The 24,407-nt window shown below is 44.3% G+C and carries 13 protein-coding genes; 7 read left to right on the top strand and 6 right to left on the bottom strand.

Translation table 11 applies throughout. The features are described 5' to 3' along the window. The first annotated feature begins 91 nt into the window (after positions 1-91). The 4 genes from ABD960_RS11310 to ABD960_RS11295 all read left to right on the top strand — a co-directional run bounded on the left by ABD960_RS11310 (position 92) and on the right by ABD960_RS11295 (position 8,298). Positions 92-988 (top strand): SDR family oxidoreductase, encoded by an 897-nt coding sequence (locus ABD960_RS11310; protein ID WP_345331265.1) that lies wholly within the window; start codon positions 92-94, stop codon positions 986-988. Between the two features lie 207 nt (positions 989-1,195). After that, positions 1,196-1,618, top strand: a complete 423-nt coding sequence (locus tag ABD960_RS11305) for a response regulator (RefSeq protein WP_345331264.1) — start codon at positions 1,196-1,198, stop codon at positions 1,616-1,618. Positions 1,619-1,945: 327 nt separating this feature from the next. Next, entirely contained in the window at positions 1,946-3,460 is a 1,515-nt protein-coding gene (locus ABD960_RS11300; protein WP_345331263.1) for a GAF domain-containing protein, read from the top strand. Beyond that, positions 3,457-8,298, top strand: coding sequence for a chemotaxis protein CheB (locus ABD960_RS11295; RefSeq protein ID WP_345331262.1), 4,842 nt, complete (start codon positions 3,457-3,459; stop codon positions 8,296-8,298). The genes ABD960_RS11300 and ABD960_RS11295 overlap by 4 nt, the downstream gene beginning before the upstream one ends. A gap of 278 nt (positions 8,299-8,576) precedes the next feature. Here the strand turns inward: ABD960_RS11295 and ABD960_RS11290 are convergent, their stop codons facing one another. The 6 genes from ABD960_RS11290 to ABD960_RS11265 form a co-directional block, all read right to left on the bottom strand. After that, positions 8,577-8,900, bottom strand: a complete 324-nt coding sequence (locus tag ABD960_RS11290; RefSeq protein ID WP_345331261.1) for a hypothetical protein — start codon at positions 8,898-8,900, stop codon at positions 8,577-8,579. 136 nt (positions 8,901-9,036) lie between these two features. Then, positions 9,037-10,398, bottom strand: a complete 1,362-nt coding sequence (locus ABD960_RS11285) for an FGGY-family carbohydrate kinase (protein ID WP_345331260.1) — start codon at positions 10,396-10,398, stop codon at positions 9,037-9,039. Further along, entirely contained in the window at positions 10,399-11,673 is a 1,275-nt protein-coding gene (locus ABD960_RS11280; RefSeq protein ID WP_345331259.1) for a sugar isomerase, read from the bottom strand. A gap of 59 nt (positions 11,674-11,732) precedes the next feature. Further along, on the bottom strand, positions 11,733-13,847 hold the full coding sequence (locus ABD960_RS11275) for a bifunctional aldolase/short-chain dehydrogenase (protein WP_345331258.1): 2,115 nt from the start codon (positions 13,845-13,847) through the stop codon (positions 11,733-11,735). 25 nt (positions 13,848-13,872) lie between these two features. Continuing rightward, positions 13,873-14,946 (bottom strand): L-rhamnose/proton symporter RhaT, encoded by a 1,074-nt coding sequence (rhaT, locus tag ABD960_RS11270; protein ID WP_345331257.1) that lies wholly within the window; start codon positions 14,944-14,946, stop codon positions 13,873-13,875. A 135-nt stretch (positions 14,947-15,081) separates the two neighbouring features. Further along, positions 15,082-16,110, bottom strand: coding sequence for a GntR family transcriptional regulator (locus ABD960_RS11265; RefSeq protein ID WP_345331256.1), 1,029 nt, complete (start codon positions 16,108-16,110; stop codon positions 15,082-15,084). A gap of 245 nt (positions 16,111-16,355) precedes the next feature. Between ABD960_RS11265 and ABD960_RS11260 the strand changes: the two genes are divergently transcribed. The 3 genes from ABD960_RS11260 (at position 16,356) to ABD960_RS11250 (ending at position 24,319) form a co-directional block, all read left to right on the top strand. After that, the gene (locus tag ABD960_RS11260; RefSeq protein WP_345331255.1) at positions 16,356-19,001 is read left to right on the top strand and encodes a family 78 glycoside hydrolase catalytic domain; all 2,646 of its coding nucleotides are present in this window, start codon (positions 16,356-16,358) and stop codon (positions 18,999-19,001) included. Positions 19,002-19,236: 235 nt separating this feature from the next. Beyond that, entirely contained in the window at positions 19,237-20,004 is a 768-nt protein-coding gene (locus tag ABD960_RS11255; RefSeq protein ID WP_345331254.1) for an NUDIX hydrolase, read from the top strand. 169 nt (positions 20,005-20,173) lie between these two features. Further along, positions 20,174-24,319, top strand: coding sequence for a hybrid sensor histidine kinase/response regulator transcription factor (locus tag ABD960_RS11250; protein WP_345331253.1), 4,146 nt, complete (start codon positions 20,174-20,176; stop codon positions 24,317-24,319). Positions 24,320-24,407 lie beyond the last annotated feature (88 nt).

Raw genomic sequence — 24,407 nt, 5'->3', positions numbered from 1 at the left:
ATGTCCTTTTTTAAGGGTGTGTGCAATGCGCAATTTTGTGTTCAATAAATGCGGCTATAAAGGCCTCATCATTAAACATAAAATTAAAACTATGCGTGTATTTGTAACCGGAGCCACAGGTTTTGTAGGCTCAGCTGTAGTAAATCAGCTTTTAAGCGCAGGCCATAAAGTATTGGGGCTTGCCCGTTCTGAATCATCAGCACAAAAACTTATTGAAGCGGGTGCCGAAGTGTATTTGGGGGCACTTACGGATATTGAAAGTTTAAAAAGCGGCGCCGCGCAAACCGACGGCGTTATTCACACCGGCTTTATTCATGATTTTAGCCGTTTTACCGAAAGTTGCGAGATTGACCGCCGCGCCATAGAAGCTATGGGCAGCGTTATGGCTCATACCGGTAAGCCATTTATCATTACTTCGGGTTTGGCGCTGATTTCAACCGGCAGACCGGTAACAGAAGCGGATGAAGTAACGCCCGAAAACAGTAAGAGCCCGCGCAAAGCGACGGAAGAAGCGGCCAAAGCGGTAGCTCAGTCGGGCGTCAACGTGTCTATAGTGCGTTTGCCGCCATCTGTACATGATGCGGGCGATCATGGTTTTGTGCCTATACTGATCAATCTTGCCCGCGAAAAAGGAGAAGCAGCCTACCTGCGCGAGGGCCAAAACCAATGGCCTGCCGTTCATCGGCTTGATGCCGCGGTGCTGTATCAGTTGGCTTTGGAGAGAAACGCGCCCCGAGCGGTATACCACGCGGTAGGTGAGCAGGGCATTCCATTTATTAAAATTGCCTCAACGATCGGCGAAAACCTCAACCTGCCTGTGGTAAGCAAAACGCCGGAAGAGGCTGCTGAATATTTTGGCTGGTTCAACTACTTCGGTACAATTAATACCCCGGCATCCGGTGAGCAAACCAAGCAGGTTCTCAGTTGGCAGCCAACGCATATCGGCTTAATTGAGGATATGAACTCGGGCGCATACTTTGCTCAATAATTAATAATGACAGTAATGATAAAGGCGGTTTCTCTACTTAACAGGGATACCGCCTTTGTATTTAAAAAGTTATATGTGCGATGATTTACTTCCCCAATTTTCTACATTTTTATACCCATGGTGTAAAATGTACACCTTGATTTTAAGTTGGTAGGCGTTTAACTAAAGAGAAATCATTTGGCACGTTGATTGTAAAAATTTATACAAATGAAAATAAACATGTGTAAAACGCTGATGATTGATGATAACCCGATGGAGCACTTAATTATGCAAAAGATGTTTGACCGGTATGAAATTTTTGAAGACTCGGTACATACGTTGGATGCAGCCCTGATCATCAACTTCCTCGAAGAAAATCATGAAGATATTTCTGTTTTACCAGATCTTATTTTCCTCGATTTGAATATGCCTTATAGCGGCTGGCAATTTTTAACCGATTTGGAAAGCCTGATGCCTGCTTTACAAAAACAGCCGCATGTTTTTATAGTAAGTTCGTCTATTGATGGTAGCGATAAGCAACGCGCAACAACGTTTGCAGCCGTAAAAGGGTTTATAAGTAAGCCTGTAGTTAAGCAAAAGCTCGAAGAAATTGCCGGTCAGTATCTTCCCGGCAAAGCCTGGGTTAACTAATACCCCTGCCATATAGCCTAAATATCGGGGTGGTTATAAAGCCCTGAATCAACCTGTAAAAACCTAAACACTATTTCGTCATATATATCGTTTTTTTTCTTTCCCTTTGTTAAATAGTATGTATTATTTTACGTACGGTTATCATAATGCATAATATTGCCTTAACACTGGTATAGCCAAGGGTTGTGCTTATTATTGAGGCAGCTGTTCATAGTAAAATATTTATATTATTTTAGCCGTTACATCTGCTGTTGATTTTTATTAGCCGAAATTCCGCTCTTGTCATTGATATGATCCTCAGCAAACTTATTGTTGTTAAAAGCTAATATGGCTGAAAAGAAAAATTATGATTCTGATTTTTGCGGTAACCTTCCCCTAAATCATATAAATGTTATACAGGATTACGGCTATTTGCTGGTGTTAGAAGCCGGATCGCTAAACATTATTCAATGTAGCGATAACCTGACTGAACTGCTTGAGCTGCCTGCAAAGGAATTGATAACTAAAAATATAAGTGACTTAGCCGGGCCGGATCAACTTGATAAACTTAAACAGCGTTTAGATGATGCTGTGCAAGCCAAAGCCCCGCTCACATTTAACCTGCATGGCCACAGTATGGAAATACTGATACATGTAAAAGAGGGTTATGTGATTTTAGAGATGGAGAAAAAACTTGGCGCCGACCGGGTTTTTACCGAAGCATTTGAAGAAGTTAAGCTGGCCATTGCCCGCCTTGAGGCGTGCCAAACCGCAGAGGAAATTTGCAGGGTAGGCATCGCTGAAATAAAAAAGATAACCGGGTTTGATGGCGTGATGATGTACCGGTTTGATGAAGATTGGAACGGTACTGTAATTGCCGAGGAAAAGACCGGCGACCTGGAACATTACCTCGGGCTTACTTTCCCCGCTTCTGATGTGCCGCGGCAGGCCAGGCAGTTGTACCTTAAAAATCCGTACCGTTTAATACCCGATCGTACATATAAACCCATCAGTCTTTACCCGATAGTTAACCTGGTTACCAAAACCTTTACCGACCTGTCTGACTGTAATGTGCGTGGTGTGGCCGCTGTACACCTGGAGTACCTGAAAAACATGGGTGTAACAGCGTCAATGTCTATCCGCGTAATTTATCACGGGCAATTATGGGGGCTTATAGCCTGCCACCATATTACGGATAAATATTTAAGCCTTGAAGTATGTTCAATTTGCGAATTGTTGTCGTCCATCATATCGGCGCGCATTGAATCATTACTCCATAAAAATGAGGCTGACGTAGAAACTGAACTGCAAAAAGAACAAACCCTGCTGATGGCCCGCGTGTATGCCGAGGATGACCTGATAAGGGGTTTGCTTACTGAAGATCAGCCAAATATAACTGAACTATTTAATGCCAGCGGCGCTGTAGCCGTTATTAATGGTGTTGTTTGGGGCATTAAAAACATTCCGGATCAGGAATTTGTTGAAAACCTGATTTTATGGTTACAAACCAAAAGGGTAGAACGTGTGTTTGCTACAGACCATTTGCCGGAGCTTTATGATGATGCTTTGCCTATAGCCGAAATAGCGAGCGGAATATTGGCCATACCCGTTGACGCGGACCGTGGCGATTTTATTATTTGCTTTAGGGGCGAGGTTAAACGCGAAATTAAGTGGGGAGGCAACCCAGATCAGGCTATAAATTTTGAGCTCGACGGAAAAAATTATCATCCGCGAAACTCGTTTAACCTGTGGCAGCAAACGGTGCATCAAACATCGCCGCCGTGGACGGCGCAGGAAATGGCAGTGGCAGAAACGATGCGCAGCTTTATTTATGAATTCCAGACAAAAAACAACAAGTTTTGAGAGCTAAAGGCGTTAAGGATACCGGGAAAAATGATGTAAACGATCGTTATATCATTACTATAGGTGCTTCCGCCGGCGGCTTGGAAGCCATACACGAGTTTTTTGATCATATGCCGCCTAACTCAGGCTTTACGTTTGTGGTCATCCAGCATTTATCGCCCGATTATAAGAGCCTTTTGGTAGAACTGGTTGCCAAGCACACCCACATGAAGGTGATGGAAGCAGGTAACGATATGCTGTTAGAAAAAAACTGCGTTTACATCATCCCTACAAAAAAAACGATGACCATTCGTCATCGTAAGCTGCGTTTGGCAGACAAGGTTAAAGATAAATCGCCCAACACGGCTATCGATACCTTTTTGTTCACCCTTGCAAATGATGTTAAAGAACGGGCAATAGCCATTATACTATCAGGTACTGGCTCTGATGGTAGCAAGGGCATAGAAGCAATCAAAGAGTGCGGCGGCATGGTTATAGCGCAGGATCCGGCCACAGCCAAGTTTGATGGTATGCCCAACAGCGCCATAGCTACGGGTAATACCGATTTTATATTGGCGCCGGCAAATATGCATACCGAAATTTATAATTACGTAAATCATATATATGCGCCGCAACTCGAAAAGGAGCTTTATGAAGATGAGCACCTGAACGAGATATTTGATATTGTATCTACACAAACCGGGCAGGATTTTAACCTGTATAAAACTCCAACTATCCTGAGGCGTATAGCCCGCAGGCTGGCCGCTGCCGATTTGCATAACCTGCAGGATTATATCACTTACATTAATCAAAAGCCCGCCGAAGCTAAAATATTGGCCAAGGAGTTTTTGATTGGCGTTACCAAATTTTTTAGAGATAAGCCGGCTTTTGAGAAGCTTAGGGAAGAGGTAATACCAGAAATCATCGCCTCAAAAGATGAAGGTAGTACCATCAAAATATGGGTTTGCGCATGCAGTACCGGAGAGGAAGCGTATTCAATAGCTATTGCCTTTCAACAAAAGCTGGAAGCATTGAGCCGTCAGGTTGATCTTAAAATATTCGCGACAGACCTGGACGAGGAAAGCATACGCATCGCCTCAAAAAATTGTTATCCGCCATCAAGCGTTAAGGAGATTGACGCGGATACGCTGCGAAAATACTTTGTAAAAAATTCGGATAATACCTATTCGGTAATACCTGATATACGCAAGAAGATAGTATTCGCGGCACATAACGTTATCAAATCGCCGCCGTTTATAAAGAACGATCTGATATCGTGCCGTAATATGCTGATTTACATGAACACCGTGTTGCAGCAAAAAATACTGACTACTTTCCATTATGCGCTTCAATCAGGCGGTTACCTGTTTTTAGGATCGAGCGAGAACGCCGGCAGCATAATGGATGGTTTGGTTGAAGTGAGCGCCAAGCTGAAAATCTATAAAAAATCGGGTAATATAAAATATAGCCTGCACCATAGCTATTCTACAACGGTGCCCTCGCCTTTGCCTGCGCAGCCACCATCAAAAAAAATACAGAATAAGCAGGCTGAACCCACCCGTACCGTTGCGGATGAGTTCCAGAGCCTGATTATCGGGCAAATGGGTTATGTAGGGGTTTTTATTGATAAGTCTTTCCTGATCAGGGAAACGATTGGCGATTTTACCCGGTTTTTAACCTTGCCCAAAAAGAAGCTTGAGCTCAACCTGCTCAATATGGTTAACCGCGAAATATCCATATTGCTGAGCACAAGCATCCGCAAGGCCTGGAAGGATAACGAGACCAAAACGATAACCGGGCAGTTAGAAGGTAAGCGCGTTTTGCAAATGACCATTAAACCGCCCGATGAGCAATCGCCTAACGGGTACACGCTGATACTGCTTAACGACGCGCAAATTGACGTTCCGCTTAAAAATGTTCAGCCCGCAGATATAGATCACCTCACCTCGCAGGAAGAATACCTGATGGAGATGGAGACAGCGCTCACCGAAACGCGCTCAAACCTGCAATTGGCAATGGAGGAGATGGAGACGACTAACGAAGAATTGCAATCGTCCAACGAGGAGTTAATGTCGGCCAATGAGGAGTTGCAATCAGGCAACGAGGAACTGCAATCACTGAACGAGGAGTTGCACACGCTGAATACCGAGCATCAGCAAAAGATACGAGAGTTGCTTGAGCTGAATGAGGATCTGGATAACTACTTCAGGAGCACTACTATCGGGCAGATATTTATTGATTCGAACCTGTTAATCCGTAAGTTTAACCCGGCGGCGGTGAATATGATCAATGTGATAGAGTCTGACATTGGCAGGCCTATCAACCATCTGTCAAACAATATTAAGTACGATAGCCTGAATAAGGATATACATACCGTACTGGCCAATAATACGGTTATTGAAAAAGAGGTTACGCTGCATAATGGCAGTAACAACCTGATGCGTATAATGCCTTACCTTAAAAAGGGAGGCAAGGTTGATGGCGTGGTGATTACTTTTATTGATATTACGGCCATCACTAAACTGAATAACATGATAGCCGGCGTTTACAACGCCAGCTCGGCCGCTATATTGGCATTTCATGCTGAAAGAGGCAAAAATGGCGAGGTTACGGAGTACCGTTGTATATCATTCAATAACGCGGCAAAAGATCTTTTCCAAAAATCAGCCGAAGAGCTTATGGCGCATCCGGCACTTGGCGATTTCCCGCAACTGGACAGAATATTCCCAGCTGGCAGCCTCGAGCGTATATCCGTAAATTCGCCATTGCAAACCGAATTGCAGATAAGCGGCAATATGTGGCATCAGCTAATGGTAGCTAAAATGGCCGACGGCGTGGTAATGAGCTTTACCGATATCACCAAGCGCAAGCTTGCCGAACAAAAGCTTAAAAATAACTATGCCGAGTTGGTGAAAGCACGCGAGAGCCTGCGGACCTTAAATGTAAGCCTTGAAGAAAAGGTACAGGAACGTACCCGCGAACTGAGCGAAAGCGAAGAGCGGTTCAAGTTTGTATCAAAAGCTACTAATGATACCATATGGGATTGGGACCTGGTTACCAATACCATGTGGCGGAGCGATAACTTTACCAGCATGTTCGGCTACGAACTATCTGACGAGACAAAGAAAATTGATTTTTGGTTCTCCCATATCCATCCTGACGACCGCAAGCGTGTTGAGGCGAGCGTATATGATGCCATCAATAACCACGAAAGCAACTGGTCTGCCGAGTACCGTTTCCGCAAAGCTAACGGCGAATATGCCATTATACTTGACAGGGGCAGCATACTTGAAGATGAACTGCGAACACCTTATAGGTTGGTAGGTTCAATTATTGACATCAGCAAGCTTGTTGAAACAGAAAAGCGGCTTAACAGCAGCGAAAAGAAATTTGGGAAAGTGTTTGAGTCGAACATGATCGGCATGTTGTTCTCCAATCTGGATGGCGCTATACTCGAAGCTAACGACGCCTTTTTAAACATGCTTGGGTATAATAGGGCGAGCCTTGAGAATGGTGAGCTTGACTGGAAAAAAATTACGCCCGACGAGCATATGGCCATTAGCAATGAAGCTGTAAGACAATTGCGTGAGAACAAAATATGCCCGCCTTTTGAAAAGCAATACCTTAAAAAGGATGGGTCGTTGCTATCGGTACTCATGGGGTCGGCATTGCTTGAGCAGGATAGCGAGACCACTGCCGTTAGTTATATTATTGACATTACCCGGCAAAAAGAAGCCGAGCAAAAGCGCCAGGAACTGCAAACACGCCTTAACCAGCAGCAGCAGGAGTTCTCAAATATATTTAGCCACGCGCCCGCGTTGATTGCCATTAAACGTGGTAAGCAACTGGTGTACGATTTTGTGAACGAGGCCTATGTGGAATTTTTTGGTTCAAAACATACCAAGGGAAAAGCTACCAAACTGAAGTTCAGCGCGGATGACCTGAACTTTGAGGAGATTGAAAAAGAAGTTTTTGCCAGCGGCAAAACCTTTGAGGGCAAGCAGATCAAAATAGACCGCGAAAAAACTTCCGGCAATCAAACCGGACAATGCTGGATGGATATTACCTTGACGCCGGTTTACAATTATGATGGCAGCCATATTGATGGTATTGCGTTTTTTGGCTTTGAAGTGACCGATATTGTGCTTGGCCGCATAGCTACCGAAGAATTAATGCGCCGTAAGGACGAATTTATGAGCATTGCCAGCCATGAACTAAAGACACCTATCACCAGCATGAAAGGCTCGTTACAGATTGTTCAGCGTATGATTGATAAAATGGATGTGAGCGAGAACCTGGTACATTTTATCGATAAGGCTTCGCATCAAACGCAAAAGCTTACTAACCTGGTTGACGACCTTTTGGATGTAACCAAAATTCAGGAAGGTAAAATGGTGTTGAACTATCAGCAGTTTAACGCTATTGATATGATTAAGGAATGTATTGAAGACGTTAAAGCTCCCGGTATAAAGCAAAAATTAATATTTACTCATAAGGATGATATTGTTATCAATGCAGACAGGCCGCGTATTGAGCAGGTAGTGCATAACTTTTTAACTAATGCCATCAAATACTCGCCGATGGCTGACAATGTGGTAATTAATTGTTCGGTGGAGAAAAAGATGTTTAAGGTAGAGGTAACGGACTTTGGTATCGGCATACCACCTGAAAAACAACCTTATCTGTTTGATAGGTTTTACAGGGTGCAGGAGTCGTCGCAGCAATTCTCCGGCTTAGGATTGGGGCTGTATATCTCCGCGGAGATTGTAAGGCGTCATCGCGGTAAAGTAGGTATTAAGAGTACCTTAGGTGAGGGGAGCACTTTCTGGTTTAGCATTCCGCTATCGGCAGAAAAATAATTTATTTAACAGAAGTATATTTCATCGCATAAAAACAAAAAACCGATCACAATGACTTACGTCAGCGGATCGGTTTTATTATTTCAAGGTATATGTAAGACTGATCAGTTTATGGCGTGTTCAAAACCTGTTAGCACAATACCAGCCCGATTTTGGATTCCGTATACAATTTGGTGTAATGTATGGTTTTAAGATCAGGCCAGTTAGCGTTAAAAAATAGCGATACTATCTTACAGCCTTTTTGATTTGCGGGTTTTTTCCACGTAAGTTTCATAATGTTATGATGCTTTAGCAAGTACAGGTAACGTAACTTTTTCTTGTTTCCGGCTAAGTTTTACCGTTTTAGGCTGGGTGTCCATATCGGCATATTTAGCCTTTAATTTATTAATCAGTTCAAAACTAAACGCATCATTCAAAGGCATGTGATAGTGGCCAACGGTTTTTGGGTGTAGTGTTAAGCTATCTGCGGTAACCATCAGGCTTTCGTGGTTAATAAGCGTTAAACCTGTTTTTTCATTGGTAGCATACACAACAAAGGTATCGATCCTTCTTCCGTCGGGAGTGGTGTACACCACTGTCGCATTTTCTTGAAACTTAGTCATGTTATACTATTAGCTAAATGTATGCCAAGTTAACGGTTAGCTTAATCGTATACTTGCACGCTAAAAACGCCGTACTTTATAACGTACACAGTGACTGTTTTTGTTTGGCAATTTAAACAACCCGCCTGTATGCAAATCAGGAGTATCGTTTGAGTGAAATCAAATCAGCGGGATATGGATTGTGATTCCATCCATGATGAATGGCCAATGCAGCGCCTATCGCCGTAGCCTGCGGCATACCGGCTGCATACACTTCCAGGTGCGGGAATGCCGATGCCAGCAGGTGCATAAAAATCTCGTTTTTACTAAAACCGCCATCAACAAACAGATACTTTACCGGCGTGCCATTCATCACCAACTCGGTTGATGCCCTTTGCTTGCTCACGATATCCGTCATCAGCCAATAATAAGCCTCAATGTCGTTATTAAACATTTCTAAATTTGTGTTGTCAGTTGTTGGGGATGACTGGTTAAGTGATCCTCTTGTTACCGCTTGCTTGCTTTGCATTTTATCAGCGATAGCTTTGTCAAACGTAAGCTCTTCGTATTTTTTTACAGATTGACCGAAATGAGCAGCAATTTGTGCTAAGCGTTGCTCGTATTCGGGCCCTGCGAAATAACGTGCAGCCTTTACCGGCTTGCCCTCGTATTGTATATAATTAAGGCAATCCTTTTCGAGCTGTTCCGTGGTAAGTGGCGTCTGGTCAAATGGGTTTAAGGTAATGCTCCAAGTGCCTGTCGAGAGTAAAACGAAGGGTTTAGTAAAGCTGATCAGATAGGGGATAAGTGCTGCCGAGCTATCATGCAGGCCGGTACCAACGTGCATATTATGGCCATTAAAATCAACCTTAACTACGTCATTGGCAGTCTTTAAGGGCGGGAGCACTTCATTTAATTTTTCTTCGTAAACCCAGCGATGATAATCGTTTAAAGCAAAATCCCACAATGCGGTATGGCAACCGATGCTGGTAAGCTCTGACACAGCCCGGCCAGTTAGCAAAAAGCTTAGATATTGGGGTAAATGCAGTGCGGCTTCTATTTTTTTAAATACTTCTGGTTGCTGGTGCTTCAGGCAATACAGCTGCATACCCGAGTTAAGATTGCCCAAAGCAGGTGATGCAGTTTGTAGCGCGATTGCTTCGGGTTCGCCATAAGTATTATAAAACTGACGGCTCAACTTGTACGGATACGGTTTTAAATAATTGTAGAGCGGCGTAAGTACTTCGCCATGCTGATCGATATAAACAAAACTGGCCCCGTAGGCGGCAAAGTTAACGGCCTTTATCTTATAAAATTCAGCTTTTAACACTTTATTCAGATTATCACGAACAAAAGCACGCAGCTTCTCGATGTCGTCGCAGGGGTAGCCATCCTCGTCAATTACCTCATCAATCCTTTCGGAGTGTTCAAAAACAACCTGGTAATGCTCGTTAAAGAGCAACAATTTTTTGTTGGTTTTACCGATGTCAAAAACAGCAACTACAGGTTTGGCGCTCATTTACAAACCGGTTGTTACAGTTTTAAGCCCACGTTCCTGTATCAGGTTTTCTCGTACCTTAAGCGAGCGGAAAACCTCCAACGGTTGTAATGCACCGCCGGCCCGTAGCCTTGCCTCCGCGAGCAACGGCCTCACATCGGTTCGGTAAGCGTGCTGCAAAATTTCCTGAGCCCGGGCAACATCATTATTGAGCTGGGCTTGTTTAAGTTTGTCCTGATCAACTAAAAGCGCTTGTGCATAGGCAATCTTAATAGCCTCTACCGATTGCAGTAAATCTTCAACCGGGTCCTTAACATTGTGTGATGCATCTATCATCCAGCCAATGCCGGTGGCATGGTTTAAATTACGGGCATCCAGGCCTTCAACCAACTCATTAAATATCAGGTATAACTGGTAGGGGTTGATACAGCCCACCGTCAGGTCGTCGTCTCCATACTTAGAGTCGTTAAAGTGAAAACCGGCAAGCTTACCTTCCATGAGCAATAGCGAAACTATTTGCTCGATGTTGGTATTAGGCAGATGATGGCCAAGATCAACCAGCGTACTTGCCTTTGCACCAAGTTTATTGGCTAACAGGTAGGATTGCCCCCAGTCGCCGATGGTGGTGGAGTAGAAGTTAGGCTCGTAAGGTTTGTACTCTATCCATATCTTCCAGTCATCGGGTAAGGCGGCATAAACCTGCTGCAAGCTTTCGAGCGTGGTTTGAAATGCATTACGAAAATTAAGCTGCCCGGGGAAGTTTGATCCATCAGCCAGCCAGACAGAAAGCGCCGTTGAGCCAAGCTCCTCGCCATATTTTATTACTTCGATATTATGTTCAACCGCTTGCTGCCTTACTGCTTTGTCCACGTGGTGCAGCGAGCCAAATTTGTAGCTCAGCGCTTGATTCGGCTGATCTTGGAACGTATTGGAGTTCACAGCGTCAAAATGTAGCCCTAATTGCGAGGCCAGCGCCTTTATGGACGGCGCGTTATCGGGAATATCCCAGGGTATATGCAAAGAAATGGAATTACTGGAGCGGTTGAGCGCGTGTATCAAACCTACGTCCTCAATCTTTTCTTCCAGGCTGCGCGGCTCGCCACCACCCGAGAATCGCCCGAAACGTGTTCCACCGGTACCGAGCGCCCAACTTGGTATGGCAATGTTAAAAGCAATCAGCTTTTGAATGATCGTTTCAACGTTATTAATTTCATCCGCCAGGTAATTAAACCGGCGCTGATGCGAGGGGAATGCGTCGTTATTGATGTTTTGAACAGTCTCCTTATTTATTTGCATAGTATAATTCAGGTTATTACCGGGCCGCGATTGGCGCACAGCCCGGTGTAATTTACAATTTAACGCACAAACCCTGCAGCAACGCCGCCATCAACATTTATAATGTTGCCTGTTGATTTATTGAGCAGGCCACCCGTTATGGCTATACATGCGTTGGCGATGTCCTCAGGCAAAATGATCTCGTTGAGCAACGTGCGTTTGGCGTAATAGGCAGGCAACTCATCAACAGTAATGCCGTAGGCTTTAGCACGGCCTTCGGCCCAACCGCCTGCCCATATATTGCTATCGCTTATCACGGCATCAGGGTTAATAACGTTTACACGTATTTTATCTGTACCGAGTTCGGCAGCGTTTAGCCTGCTTAAGTGCAGTTGAGCGGCTTTGGCGCTACCATAACCGGCATTGTTAGGACCGCTTACCAAGGCATTTTTACTTACAATATTAATGATGTCGCCCCCGATGGCCTGCTTTTTTAGTATATCAACAGCTGCTTGCGTTACTAGGAATTGTCCTTTTACTAAAACATCATATAATAAGTCCCAATCTTTTTCGGTATGGTCGGCAATGGTTTTTGATATGGAAAGGCCTGCATTGTTTACAACAATATCCACCCCGCCAAAGGTCAGCGCCGCGGCATCAAATGCTGCCTGTATCTGGTTTCTATCGGTAACGTCTAAAACGGCGGTTGTATAGGCATCTTTACCAAACTCCCGGTTAAATTCATCTGCGGCGCTGTCCAGGCGTTCTACATTCATGTCATTCAAGATAACTACCGCACCTTCCTGAACAAATTTTTTGGCTATCGATTTGCCGATACCACCCGCGCTGCCGGTAATAAGCGCCACCCTGCCTGAGAGTATTTTGGGTTTAGGCATACGCTGCAGTTTAGCCTCTTCCAGCAGCCAGTATTCAATATCGAACGCTTCCTGGCGGGGTAGTGAAGTGTATTCGGAGATGGCTTCGGCGCCTTTCATTACATTGATGGCGTTTATATAAAATTCAGCGGCTACACGTGCAGTTTGCTTATCCTTGGCAAAAGTGAACATACCCACGCCCGGGTATAAAATCACCACCGGGTTAGCATCCCTTATGGCCGGACTGTTAGGGTGTTTGCAGGTGTTGTAGTAGTCGGTATACATTTGGCGATAGGCCTTAAACGCAGGTGCCAACTGGTTTTTTAGAGACTCAACATCATTCAGTTCAGCATCTTTTTCCAATTCCAAAACCAGCGGACTAATCTTAGTACGTAAAAAGTGATCGGGGCAACTGGTACCAAGCGGGGCAAGGCGGTCGAGGTCATTTGAGTTGATGAATTCAAGCACGCGGCTGTCATCCGTAAAATGTCCTACCATGCGTGTTTTTGATGAGCAGAAGCCCCTTAATATAGGCGCTAATGCCGCGGCTTGCTGCTTCCTGGCTGTTTCATCAAGGCTTTCTATGCGTTGCCCACCAAAGGTCGGACCTTTTTTTGCATAATTATCTTCTAAATAAGCTGCGCATTTTTCAATTACTTCAAGTGTGTTGATATAGCTCTCGTATGCAGTATTGCCCCAGGTGAACAAACCGTGCGAACCCAACATAATACCCCTTATACCCGGATTAGCATCAAGGCAGGCCTTAAGTTGCAGGCCAAGCTCAAACCCGGGCTTTTTCCATTCCACCCAACCAATAGTGCCGCCAAATAATTCTTCTGTTATACGCTTGCCATCCTTTGCTGCCGCGATGGCGATAGCTGCGTCGGGATGCAGGTGGTCAATATGTGCGAAGGGCAAAAATCCATGCAATGGTGTATCAATAGACGGTGCTTTTGACGAAAGATCGAATATGCAATGGTTAAACAACTCCACCATTTCGTCCTCATGTTCAACGCCGCGATAAATGTTCTTCAGGCTGCGCAATCTGTCTAAGTAAAGAGCTGCAAGTCCGCTCTTTTTCAGCGTGCCTAAATCACCGCCTGATCCTTTTACCCACATCACCTCAACCGGATCACCGGTAAGCGGATCATTAGCGGATACTTTGCAGGAGGTATTGCCGCCGCCGTAATTGGTGAGGCGCAGGTCGGCGCCTAATAAATTCGAGCGGTATATCAATAAAGCTACTTCGTCGCCGGCGAGTTTAGCAGCCTCGGCTTCGTTCCATAAGTAACTTACATGTTTAAATTGCGTAGCAGACATATTGTGTTTTTATAATTATCAGGTTTTATTTTAAAGAGTTACCATAGCCAACCAACAGCACCGATATAATGATGGTGATGATGCCGGTTATCAGCGTTTTTTTTGCTTTTCTGCTTACTCCCTTCCATTCCTTCAATGCCAGGCCCCATAAGTTTGCAATTAAGATGATAGATGCCATGTGTAGTATCCACGAGCTGGCGCCATTGCCCAGTTTGCTTTCGCCCATGCCGTAAAAAAAGAACTGCATAAACCAGGTAGTACCTGCTAATGCCGAAAAGATGTAATTTTTAAGCAGTGGCCTGCTGCTATCAGTATAGTTAGCGAATGTTTTGTTGCGCGCATTAAGTACCATACACCAAATAAAGTTGGTAGTAAATCCACCCCAAAGTATAACCACATAGGTAACATTGTTGGAGAAAAGGAAGTTACCTTGCTGCGGGTGTTGAACCTGCCAGGCGGCGTTGGCCACGGTGGCCATGGTTTTACCTGCTTCGATACCGAAATTGAAACAAGCACTCAGCACGCCTGATACAATTGCGACAAGGATACCGAGGCCAAAACGATAATCCTTATTCTTAGCTTGCGGATTTACCGCCAGATCACGTTCTTTGAGCATTCCCGCCCGGCCGCATATTATAATGCCTGTTACGCACACCAATATACCAAGCAACACTACTTGCCCCCAAGGGTTCTGCACCATATCGGTTATGGTGTCTTTACCCGGTTGCGGATTAAAATTATAGTATACCGAAGGTATTATTGAGCCAAACACGGCGCACAAACCTAAAATAATCGTACTCCCTAATGATACACCCAGGTACCGCACCCCGAGCCCGTAAGTTAAACCGCCGATTCCCCATAGCAGGCCAAAAAAGTAGGTAAGCAATAGTATGTTGCCATTGGTTTGAGCAATAATATGGGTAAAGTTGGGTATGGTTAGCCAGGCGGCCAACGGCGGAACAATGATCCATGAAAACAATCCGCCCGCTATCCAAAAGCTTTCCCAGGCCCAGCCTTTTACTTTTTTGTAGGGGATATAAAAGCTACCCGAGGCAAAGCCGCCTATAAAGTGGTAAATGATACCGAAGATAACCTGCATTGCTAAAATTTAAGTTTACGTAACCGGCTGGTCGCACAATAACATTATTATGCGGGGGTTGGGCTAAGGTAGTTTTAAGGCATCAGCAAACTATCCTTTACCGTCTTATTATATAAGGTATAATTGTTTGGCTATTTATAGCGAGTTGCGCACCACCACGTTAAAAGGTACGGCATAATGGCCTTTTTCGTCACTCATCACCAACTCCGCGGTGCGTGTTCCTAAAGCAACAAAATCTGTTGAAATGGTTGTTATGCCATCCAGTATAACTTCTTTAATATCCGTTTCATTGTACGATATCAGTCCCACATCCTTACCAATCACATAAGGTGTATGCTTTATCTTTCTGATAAGCTTTATCAGGTCATCTTCAGCTACGTTGATATATACCGTTGCCGGGCTTATCTCATGGTGCTCAAGTGTAGTCAGCACTTCAAAATCAAAAGCCAGGTCAAGGCAAAAATTCTCAAAACCGCGAATAATACCCTGAGAGTAATAAGCGCCATCCGGAAAGATCAGCTTTAGCTGCCGGTATTTTTTTAAATGATCGTTCAGCCGTAAAAGCGCGCTGTAAATGTCGTTGGCAAAGTCTTCGTACACCGCCGCGAATTCGCCGTTAATACTCATCGGCAGCTTATCCATAATGATGAGCTTGTTTTTGGGCAGAGAATTAATGAGGCGATAGCTCTCTTCGTAATCATCAATAAAATAAGGCAGAATTACCAGTTTATGGTAGGTCTCAAGCGCACGCTCGTGCAATATCTTTTTAAACAGGTAGGGGTCGTTATTATAAACGTAAAAATCTATTGAGGCATTACTGCCAAGTGTTTCTACAAAAGCATCGTAGATAATTTTTTTATGGGTGCTTAATTTGTTAAACAGCAACAGTACACGGGTTGGGTCGTTAAATTCCGTGTGGTTCACAAAGCAGCCTTTACCAGGTATAGTGGCCACGATGCCGGCCTTCTTCATGTCATTATAAGCCCGTTCAATTGATCCTCTTGACAGGTCAAGCGCTATACTCAAGTCATTTATTGAGGGCAGCATATCTCCTTTAACCACATCACCGGCTTTTATGCCTGCAATAATGCAATTGGCCAATTGCCGGTACTTTGGTGTAACGCTGTATTCATCAATCATAATTATCTTCAGATAGTTCTTCATTGGTTGTTTATAATCTTTCGGCTGAACGAAGTTTCTACGGTAAAGCTAACGTAATGAGTTTAATTAACCATCCCAAACTGTTCGCGCATAAAAAGAGAGTAGGGGATAGTTCTTCTTTTTCAAATCAATATGTTTGCTATACCAGTAAAGTAAACCTGCTTTAATAAAGGTAACATGCTTAATTTGTATGTACTTTAAAGCATCCGGTTTTGCCTGGCACAACCAATATATTTTTATAAACCCGCATGAAACCTAAATTTATACCATCTATTATTTTTTTACTGACTGTAGCGCATCTGCCTGTATTGGCGCAAAAACTCAGCGTAACAGCTTTACAGGTTGAGCACCAGGTTAAGCCCCTTTCTGTAGTGCCGGATGTACCGCGCCTTAGTTGGAAATTAATCTCAACGGTAAAAGATACCAGGCAACAGCGTTACGAGATCAGAATCAGTACGACCGACAAAGTTGCCAGCGGCAAAAGTCTGCTTTGGAAACAAAGTAAGGACAGCGATCAATCGGTACTGGTAAATTATGAAGGCCCGGCGCTTAAGCCCGGCCAGCGCTATTATTGGCAGGTGCGGGTAAAGGATAACCATGGCAATCAATCCAAATGGAGCGAGGTGCAATACTGGCAAATGAGCTTAAAGGCTACCGACTGGAAGGCCAAGTGGGTTGCGGTACAAGGTGCAGATACGGCACAGGCCAGCCCCATGTTTCGGAAACAGGTTGATATCGGTAAAGCCGTTAAAACGGCAACGGCCTATATAACAGCCAAAGGCATGTACGAGGCCTATATAAACGGAAAAAAAATAGGCGACGCTTATTTTACACCGGGATGGACAAGCTATAAAGATCATTTGCAATACCAGGCTTATGATGTTACTGCTTTACTAAAAAAAGGGGGCAACGCACTATCGGCAATACTTGCCGACGGTTGGTACAGGGGCGGGCTTACCTGGGATCAGAAAAAGAACTATTACGGCGATACCCGCGCCTTGCTGATGCAGATTAACGTGCAATATACCGACGGCAGTACCAAAACCATCGTAACTGACGAGAGCTGGAAAACATCATACGGCGCATTGCTCAAATCAAGCCATTACAATGGCGAGGTTTATGATGCACGCAAAGAAAAGGCTGGTTGGATGGCAATAGGCTACAACGAAGACAACACCTGGGCACCGGTCGCCATAAAAAATTATAATTATAATGATTTAACCGGCATGAGCGGGCCTGTTGTTAAGCAACACGAACGCATAGCGGCAGTTAAAATAATCAAGACCCCGCAGGGTGACTTGGTGGCAGATTTTGGCCAGAACCTGGTTGGTTGGGTTGAAATAAAAACCCAGGGCCCGGCAGGTACCCAGATAAAGCTTACTCATGCCGAAGTTTTGGATAAAGCCGGTAACTTTTATACCGATAACCTGCGCTCGGCAAAACAGCAAACCGTTTATGTTTTAAAAGGAAATACAGAACAGGTTTATTCGCCTAAGTTTAGCTTTCAGGGTTTCCGTTATGTAAAGATTGAAGGTTTCCCGCAGGAGCCGAAGCCCGGTGACCTGACAGCTGTGGCATTATATTCGGATATGCAGGTAACCGGTACTTTCAAAACATCAAACCCGCTGTTGAATCAACTGCAACACAACATTGTATGGGGGCAGAAAGGAAATTTTGTTGATGTGCCTACGGATTGCCCACAGCGGGACGAGCGCCTCGGCTGGACGGGAGATGCCCAGGCGTTTTACAATACCTCAGCCTATAACATGGATGTAAGCGGATTTTTTACCAAATGGCTTAAGGATGTTAAAGCCGATCAGCATAAGGATGGCAGCGTGCCGTTTGTGGTGCCTGATGTGTTAAACCAGTCAGACGCCGGGTCAGCGGGTTGGGCTGACGTGGCTACCATTATCCCCTGGGGTATGTATGTGAGCTATGGCGATAAACGCATATTGGAAGACCAGTACACCAGCATGAAAGGGTGGGTAGATTACATTACCTCCCGCTCAAGAAACAACTTATGGAATACCGGTTTCCATTTTGGCGACTGGCTATTTTACCGCCCGGATGACGATAACGATGGCCGCGCGGCGGTGACCGATAAATACATGATTGCCCAATGCTTTTACGCTAATTCAACACAGTTATTAGCCAATGCTGCCCGGGTACTCGGCAAAACAGAGGATTTTAATAAATACAACACGCTGCTTAACAATATAAAAAAGGCTTATGTAAATGAGTATGTAACCGCGGGCGGCAGGCTTATCTCCTCAACGCAAACGGCTTATGTACTGGCTTTGCAGTTTGATATGCTTCCCGAAAATCAACGTGCACAGGCGGCAGACCGTTTGGTGGCCAACGTAAGGGATTACGGCAACCACCTTACCACCGGTTTTTTAGGAACGCCTTACCTGTGCCATGTACTTAGCCGGTTTGGCCATGCCGATGTGGCTTACGATCTTCTGATGCAAGAGAGTTACCCTTCGTGGTTATACCCGGTAAAAATGGGCGCCACTACTATTTGGGAGCGTTGGGACGGCATTAAGCCTGATGGTAGCTTTCAAACACCGAATATGAACTCTTACAATCATTATGCCTATGGCGCCATTGGCGATTGGATGTACAAAAACATAGCAGGTATTCAGCCGGCTGCACCGGGTTACAAAAAAACTATGATCAAGCCAATTATAGGAGGTAAGCTTACCTCGGCAGAGGGATCGTTAGATAGTGATTACGGACTCATCAGCAGCAAGTGGAAAATTGAAAATGGTAAGTTTAGTATCACGGTGATTATTCCGCCTAATACTATTGCGGATGTGTTTGTACCTGATGCCTCAGGCAAATCGTACAAACAACATACGGTTGCCAGCGGCGAACATACATTCCAAAACTGATTTTAAATCCCGTGCATTATATATACCGAGCCCGCGTTATCGCGGGCTTTTTTTGTTTTTAAAGGTGGATTTAATGTATGATACGCATGGAAAATAATGCCGGCTATAAACATTAGTGCTAACAATTTTATGATTTGTAATATCCAGGCCATGCCCTGCAAATTAGTTTTGTATAAGTAAAATATTTAATCGCTACAAAAAGCGATTAAGTACAAGTTTATCTAACTAAAACAAGGTGGAATTAATAGAACATGGCGTTACAAATTTAGCAAACAGTTATCCGGACAACAGCTGCCCTGTAAGGCCACATAAGCGTAAGGCTCGTGTGCTGTTAACTGTTGAATGTTTAGCTTTTTGTTTTCAGGATGATTTTTTAAAAATACTGCTGTTTAAAGGCGATTGCAAAGAATTAAGTAAGTGGAGTTTCGCGTATGTTACTGTGGGCGAAAGTGAAAGCCCCGATGATACCGCCCAACGCCTTATGTATAATTCAACAGGAATATCAACCACCTTTCTGGAGCAGTTGCATACCCGCGATGGCGTGATTAAATCGCCTGGCGAACGGGTGGTTTCCATAACTTTTATCGCCTTATTAGATGCTTCCCGGCCGGATAAATCTGTCGATGCTTGTCTGGAAGGCCATTGGTTTACGCTCGATAAAATGCCCAAACTCAGGCACGATCAGCGGGAAACGGTCAATTCAGCCATCAATCATTTGCGGTATAAAGCAGCCTTACACCCTTTGCTGTTTGAGTTGCTGCCAGAGAGGTTTACGTTACCACAAATACAAAACCTTTACGATAGCGTTTACAATGCACACATTGATAAACGTAACTTGAGCAAGCGCATACTTTCAACCGGTTTATTAATAAAAACCCCTGAAAAGGATAAATCGTCAAAAAAAGGTGCCAGTTACTATTGTTTGAATAAAACGCTTTATAATCCCAGGTCACTATCATTGATAAAACTTTTGCCTAATCTGCACACCTTCACCGGTAGATAATTTACAGTTAAAAATTATTAAAATCTTATAAGTGTAGCAAGAGCCGGCAAAGCCATTATATTTGTTATTAACCAATAATTAACGCCGAAAAGCTAAACTTACGCATTAGTTTTTTTGACGATAAAGCGTTGATACCAATTATGAATTTATGGCCTTAAGATATTGCTGCTTGTATATTGTTATTTTTGTTTGCTCCATCGCGTCGGTATTAGGGCAGGGGGAACCTTCATTTGTGGCGCTCACCACCCGAGATGGTTTATCATCGAATACCATAAGCGCTATAACGCAGGACCGGGCCGGGCTAATGTGGTTTGGTACTATTGATGGCCTGAATAAATTCGACGGCACAAACTTTACGGTTTATACGCATAACGATAAAGACAGTACCACAATACCTACCAACGAAATAACCTCGCTGCTCGAGGATCGCTCGGGTACCTTGTGGGTAGGTACTGATAACAGCGGCATTGCCTGGTATAATGCGCGAAACGATTCTTTCGTCACCATAAAAATTGACAATGCGCTATCGCGTAACACACAGCCAACGGCCAAAGCCTTACATCTCGATCATGCAGGGAATATATGGGTAGGTAGCTTTAACGCTTATTATATTATCAACCCTAAAACAAAAAAACTTGTAACCTATAAAATTGCAAAGTACCTGCCTAAGCCTGTAAATACGTTGATGGTGTTATCTTTTTTTGAGGACCGCTTTCATCGCATGTGGATAGGTACCAATGGCGGCTTGCTGCGTTATGATATCAGGAGTAAAAGGATGCAGCGCTTTCTGCATAACACGAAAATAACCGGCAGCCTGAGCGATAATAACGTAAAAACCATTGTGCAGGATAGAACCGGCGCGCTGTTTTTTGGCACCAACAAAGGCTTAAATAAGCTGATGCCCAATGGTAAAAGCTTCCAAACCTACCGGCATGATGATAAAAATTCAGGCTCCGTTAGCAGCGATATTATTTACGCGGCTATTGTAGCGCCGGATGGTAAGTTATGGCTGGGTACAGAAAACGGGCTTAGTATTTTTAATAGCGGATCATCCTCGTTTCATAACATCCGGCCTGACAGGCGCATGTCGTTCAGCCTATCGCATAAGTCGGTTAAGAATTTGTTTTTGGCGCAGCGCGGTATAATATGGCTGGGCACGCACCAGGGCGGCGTAAATAAGTACGACCCCAATTTGGCTTTGTTCAGCCTCAAACGCAGTTTCCCGTTTGATCCCAATGGCTTGTCTTCACCATTTGTAACTGCGTTTGCTGAATACCAGAACAACCGCTTTTTTGTGGGTACTGATGGGGGCGGTTTGAATTTGTTTAACCGTAAAACCGGCCTTTTTGATCACCTGGATATTAAAAGTAAGATCGATCATTCGGGCGGGCCGCTATCCATATTAACGCTTGAATTGGATCAGCATAAAAAATTATGGATAGGCACTTACCAAAACGGGCTTTTTAATTACGATCCGGTTACAGGCAAGTACAGCCAGTACCTGGTGGGTGATGGATCGGGCTTAAGCCAGAACGATATCTTCGTTATTCGGCAGGATTCGCGGGGGCTGATATGGGTCGGCACCAATGGCCGCGGCGTTGATGTGTTCAATCCGGCTACGAAAAAAATGCTTAATTACGGCGTCCAATCGCAAGCCGGTAACACGAATATTTTGCCCCTTAACGGCTTTATGCGCGCTATTGAGGAAGATAATGCGGGCAATATATGGCTTGGCTCAAACGGAACCGGTATTGCCGTATTCCATCCGGATAACAAGAAGTTTACAGTTTTCAATAAAACCAACAGCGGTTTATCAAACAACGTGGTGTTGAGCATCTTGCATGACCGGTTGGGTACTACCTGGGTAGGCACTAACGGTGGCGGGATTAACCGTTTTAACAGCAAGACAAAAAAGTTTAGCCACCTGTGCGAAACCGAAGGGCTTGCAAACGGTATCATACATAAGATATTGCAGGATGAAGCCGGGTTGATATGGGTAAGTACAGACAAGGGCATAAGCAGTATTGACCCGGCAACTAACAAGATAAAAAACTATAGCAGGCCAAATGGCGTGCAGGATAGTCCGTTTATGTTTAGCGCGGGTCTTGCAGCATCAGACGGCGAACTTTACTTTGGCGGGCAAGACGGCTTCAACTACTTTAAGCCAGCCGAACTGCCAGTTAACACTTACATGCCCAGGCTGCTGCTAACGGATTTAAAAGTGGGTAACAAAACCGTGCTGCCAGGCGAGGATTCGCCTGTAAAGGAGCAAATTAGCGTAGCAAAACAGATTGATCTGGATTACGGGCAAAATTTTTCAATAAGTTACATTGCGCTTAATTACACTGCGCCGCAGCAGAACAACTACGCCTACCGTTTGTCGGGCCTTGATAAGGACTGGAATTATGTAGGTAAGGAAAAAACCGCTTATTATACCAACCTCGATCCGGGCGATTATATTTTTCAGGTGCGAGCAAGCAATAATGAGGGCGTTTGGAGCAAGCACGTAACTTCTGTTTTGGTACACATACATCCACCTTTGTGGCGTACACCGTATGCCTATGCGGCTTATGCATTACTTTTTTTATCGTTTTTGTTTTACACCAGGCACCGTGGCATTCAAAAAATTAAAAACCGTTTAGCCATTGAGCAGGAAAAACTCAACGCCAAACGCCTGGTTGAGCAGCAGCGTATTGAGGCAGAACGCATACATGAGCTTGATGAACAAAAAATTAAATTTTTAACCAATTTAAGCCACGAGTTCAGAACGCCTATATCCTTGATAATGGCGCCGGCCGATAAGCTGCTAACCCTGCCGCACCAGGCGGTAGCTACAGCGCAGATCAAAATGATACGCCGAAACGCACGCCGGTTGTTGAACCTGGTAAATCAACTGCTCGATTTCAGGAAAATGGAAGAGCAGGAGCTGAAGCTGAATAAACAAACCGGAGATCTGGTCGCGTTTATTAAAGAGGCGGCCGAAGCGTTTCAGGATCTGTCGGACAAAAGAAAGATTGCACTTACCATATCGAGCGATGTTGATAGTCTTATATCACAGTTTGATCACGACAAAATAGAACGCATCATTTTCAATATCCTGTCAAACGCGTTCAAATTTACCGGCGAGGGTGGTTCTGTATCGGTTAGTCTTTCAGTAATAACCGGTGATGATAATTTGCCCAATGGCTGCCGTATTGTGATAACTGATACAGGCATAGGCATCGACAAGGAGCACCAAAGCCGCATATTCGACCGCTTTTTTATGGAGAATAAGCCTACGCAGGTATTAAACCAGGGCAGCGGAATTGGCCTTTCGATAGCCAGGGAGTTTGTTCAGCTTCATGGCGGCGAAATAACCGTGAGCAGTGAGCTTAACATAGGTACATCATTTATAATTACCCTGCCGTTAGCTGATATTGAGCCACAACAGGTTTCGCAGCAACTGATGAGCCAGGATGACGATGATTTTACGCTAAAGGAAGATAATAATGTTAATACTGTAAGCGATACCCGCACTAACCAAGCCACCGTATTACTGGTTGAAGATAACCCCGAATTCCGTTATTACTTGAAGGACAGCCTGCAGAAGTATTACCACATTGTTGAGGCTGCAAACGGCCGGGAAGGCTGGCAAAAGGCATTGGCAACCCACCCCAATTTAATTGTTAGTGATATAAGCATGCCTTTTATGGACGGTATCCAGCTTAGCCAGAAGCTGAAAGCCGATAAACGTACCAGCCACATACCGGTAATATTACTAACCGCTATCAGTGGTGAAGAAGATCAGATAAAGGGATTGGAATCAGGGGCTAACGATTATCTGACCAAGCCATTCAATTTCGGGATATTGAATACCAAGATCAAAAACCTGCTTAAGTATAACCGTTCGCTAAAGGATGCTTACTCCAAACAGATACAGGTTAAAGGCGATGAGATCGAAATTGAATCGACCGATGCCAAATTGTTAAACAACATCGTAAAATATATTGACGAGAAATTGAACGACCCTGATCTTTCAGTTGAAGAATTGAGCAGGCATGTAGGCATGAGCCGCGGATCGTTATACCACAAGCTGCTGGAAATGACAGGGCTTAGTCCGGTTGAATACATCCGCTCAGTAAAGCTTGAGCGTGCGGCCTTACTGCTGGAAAAAAGTGATTATAACGTTGCCCAGATAGCTTACATGACGGGTTTCGGAACACCAAGCTATTTTTCGCGACTTTTTAAAGCGCGGTACAAAGTTTTGCCTTCCGAATATATTAATATAAAGCGCAAGGAGAACAAATTGCACGCCGAGAATAATAACGCTATGTAAGGGGTTTAACAAACTTGCCGCTGTTTAATTGGTTTAAGCGGATATACTTAACATTTGAACTATTAATATCACTAAAATTGGCAGTATC

Origin of the sequence: Mucilaginibacter defluvii (assembly GCF_039543225.1) — a bacterium.
GTDB classification, from domain to species: Bacteria; Bacteroidota; Bacteroidia; order Sphingobacteriales; family Sphingobacteriaceae; genus Mucilaginibacter; species Mucilaginibacter defluvii.
This window is presented reverse-complemented; position numbering and strand designations above follow the sequence as displayed.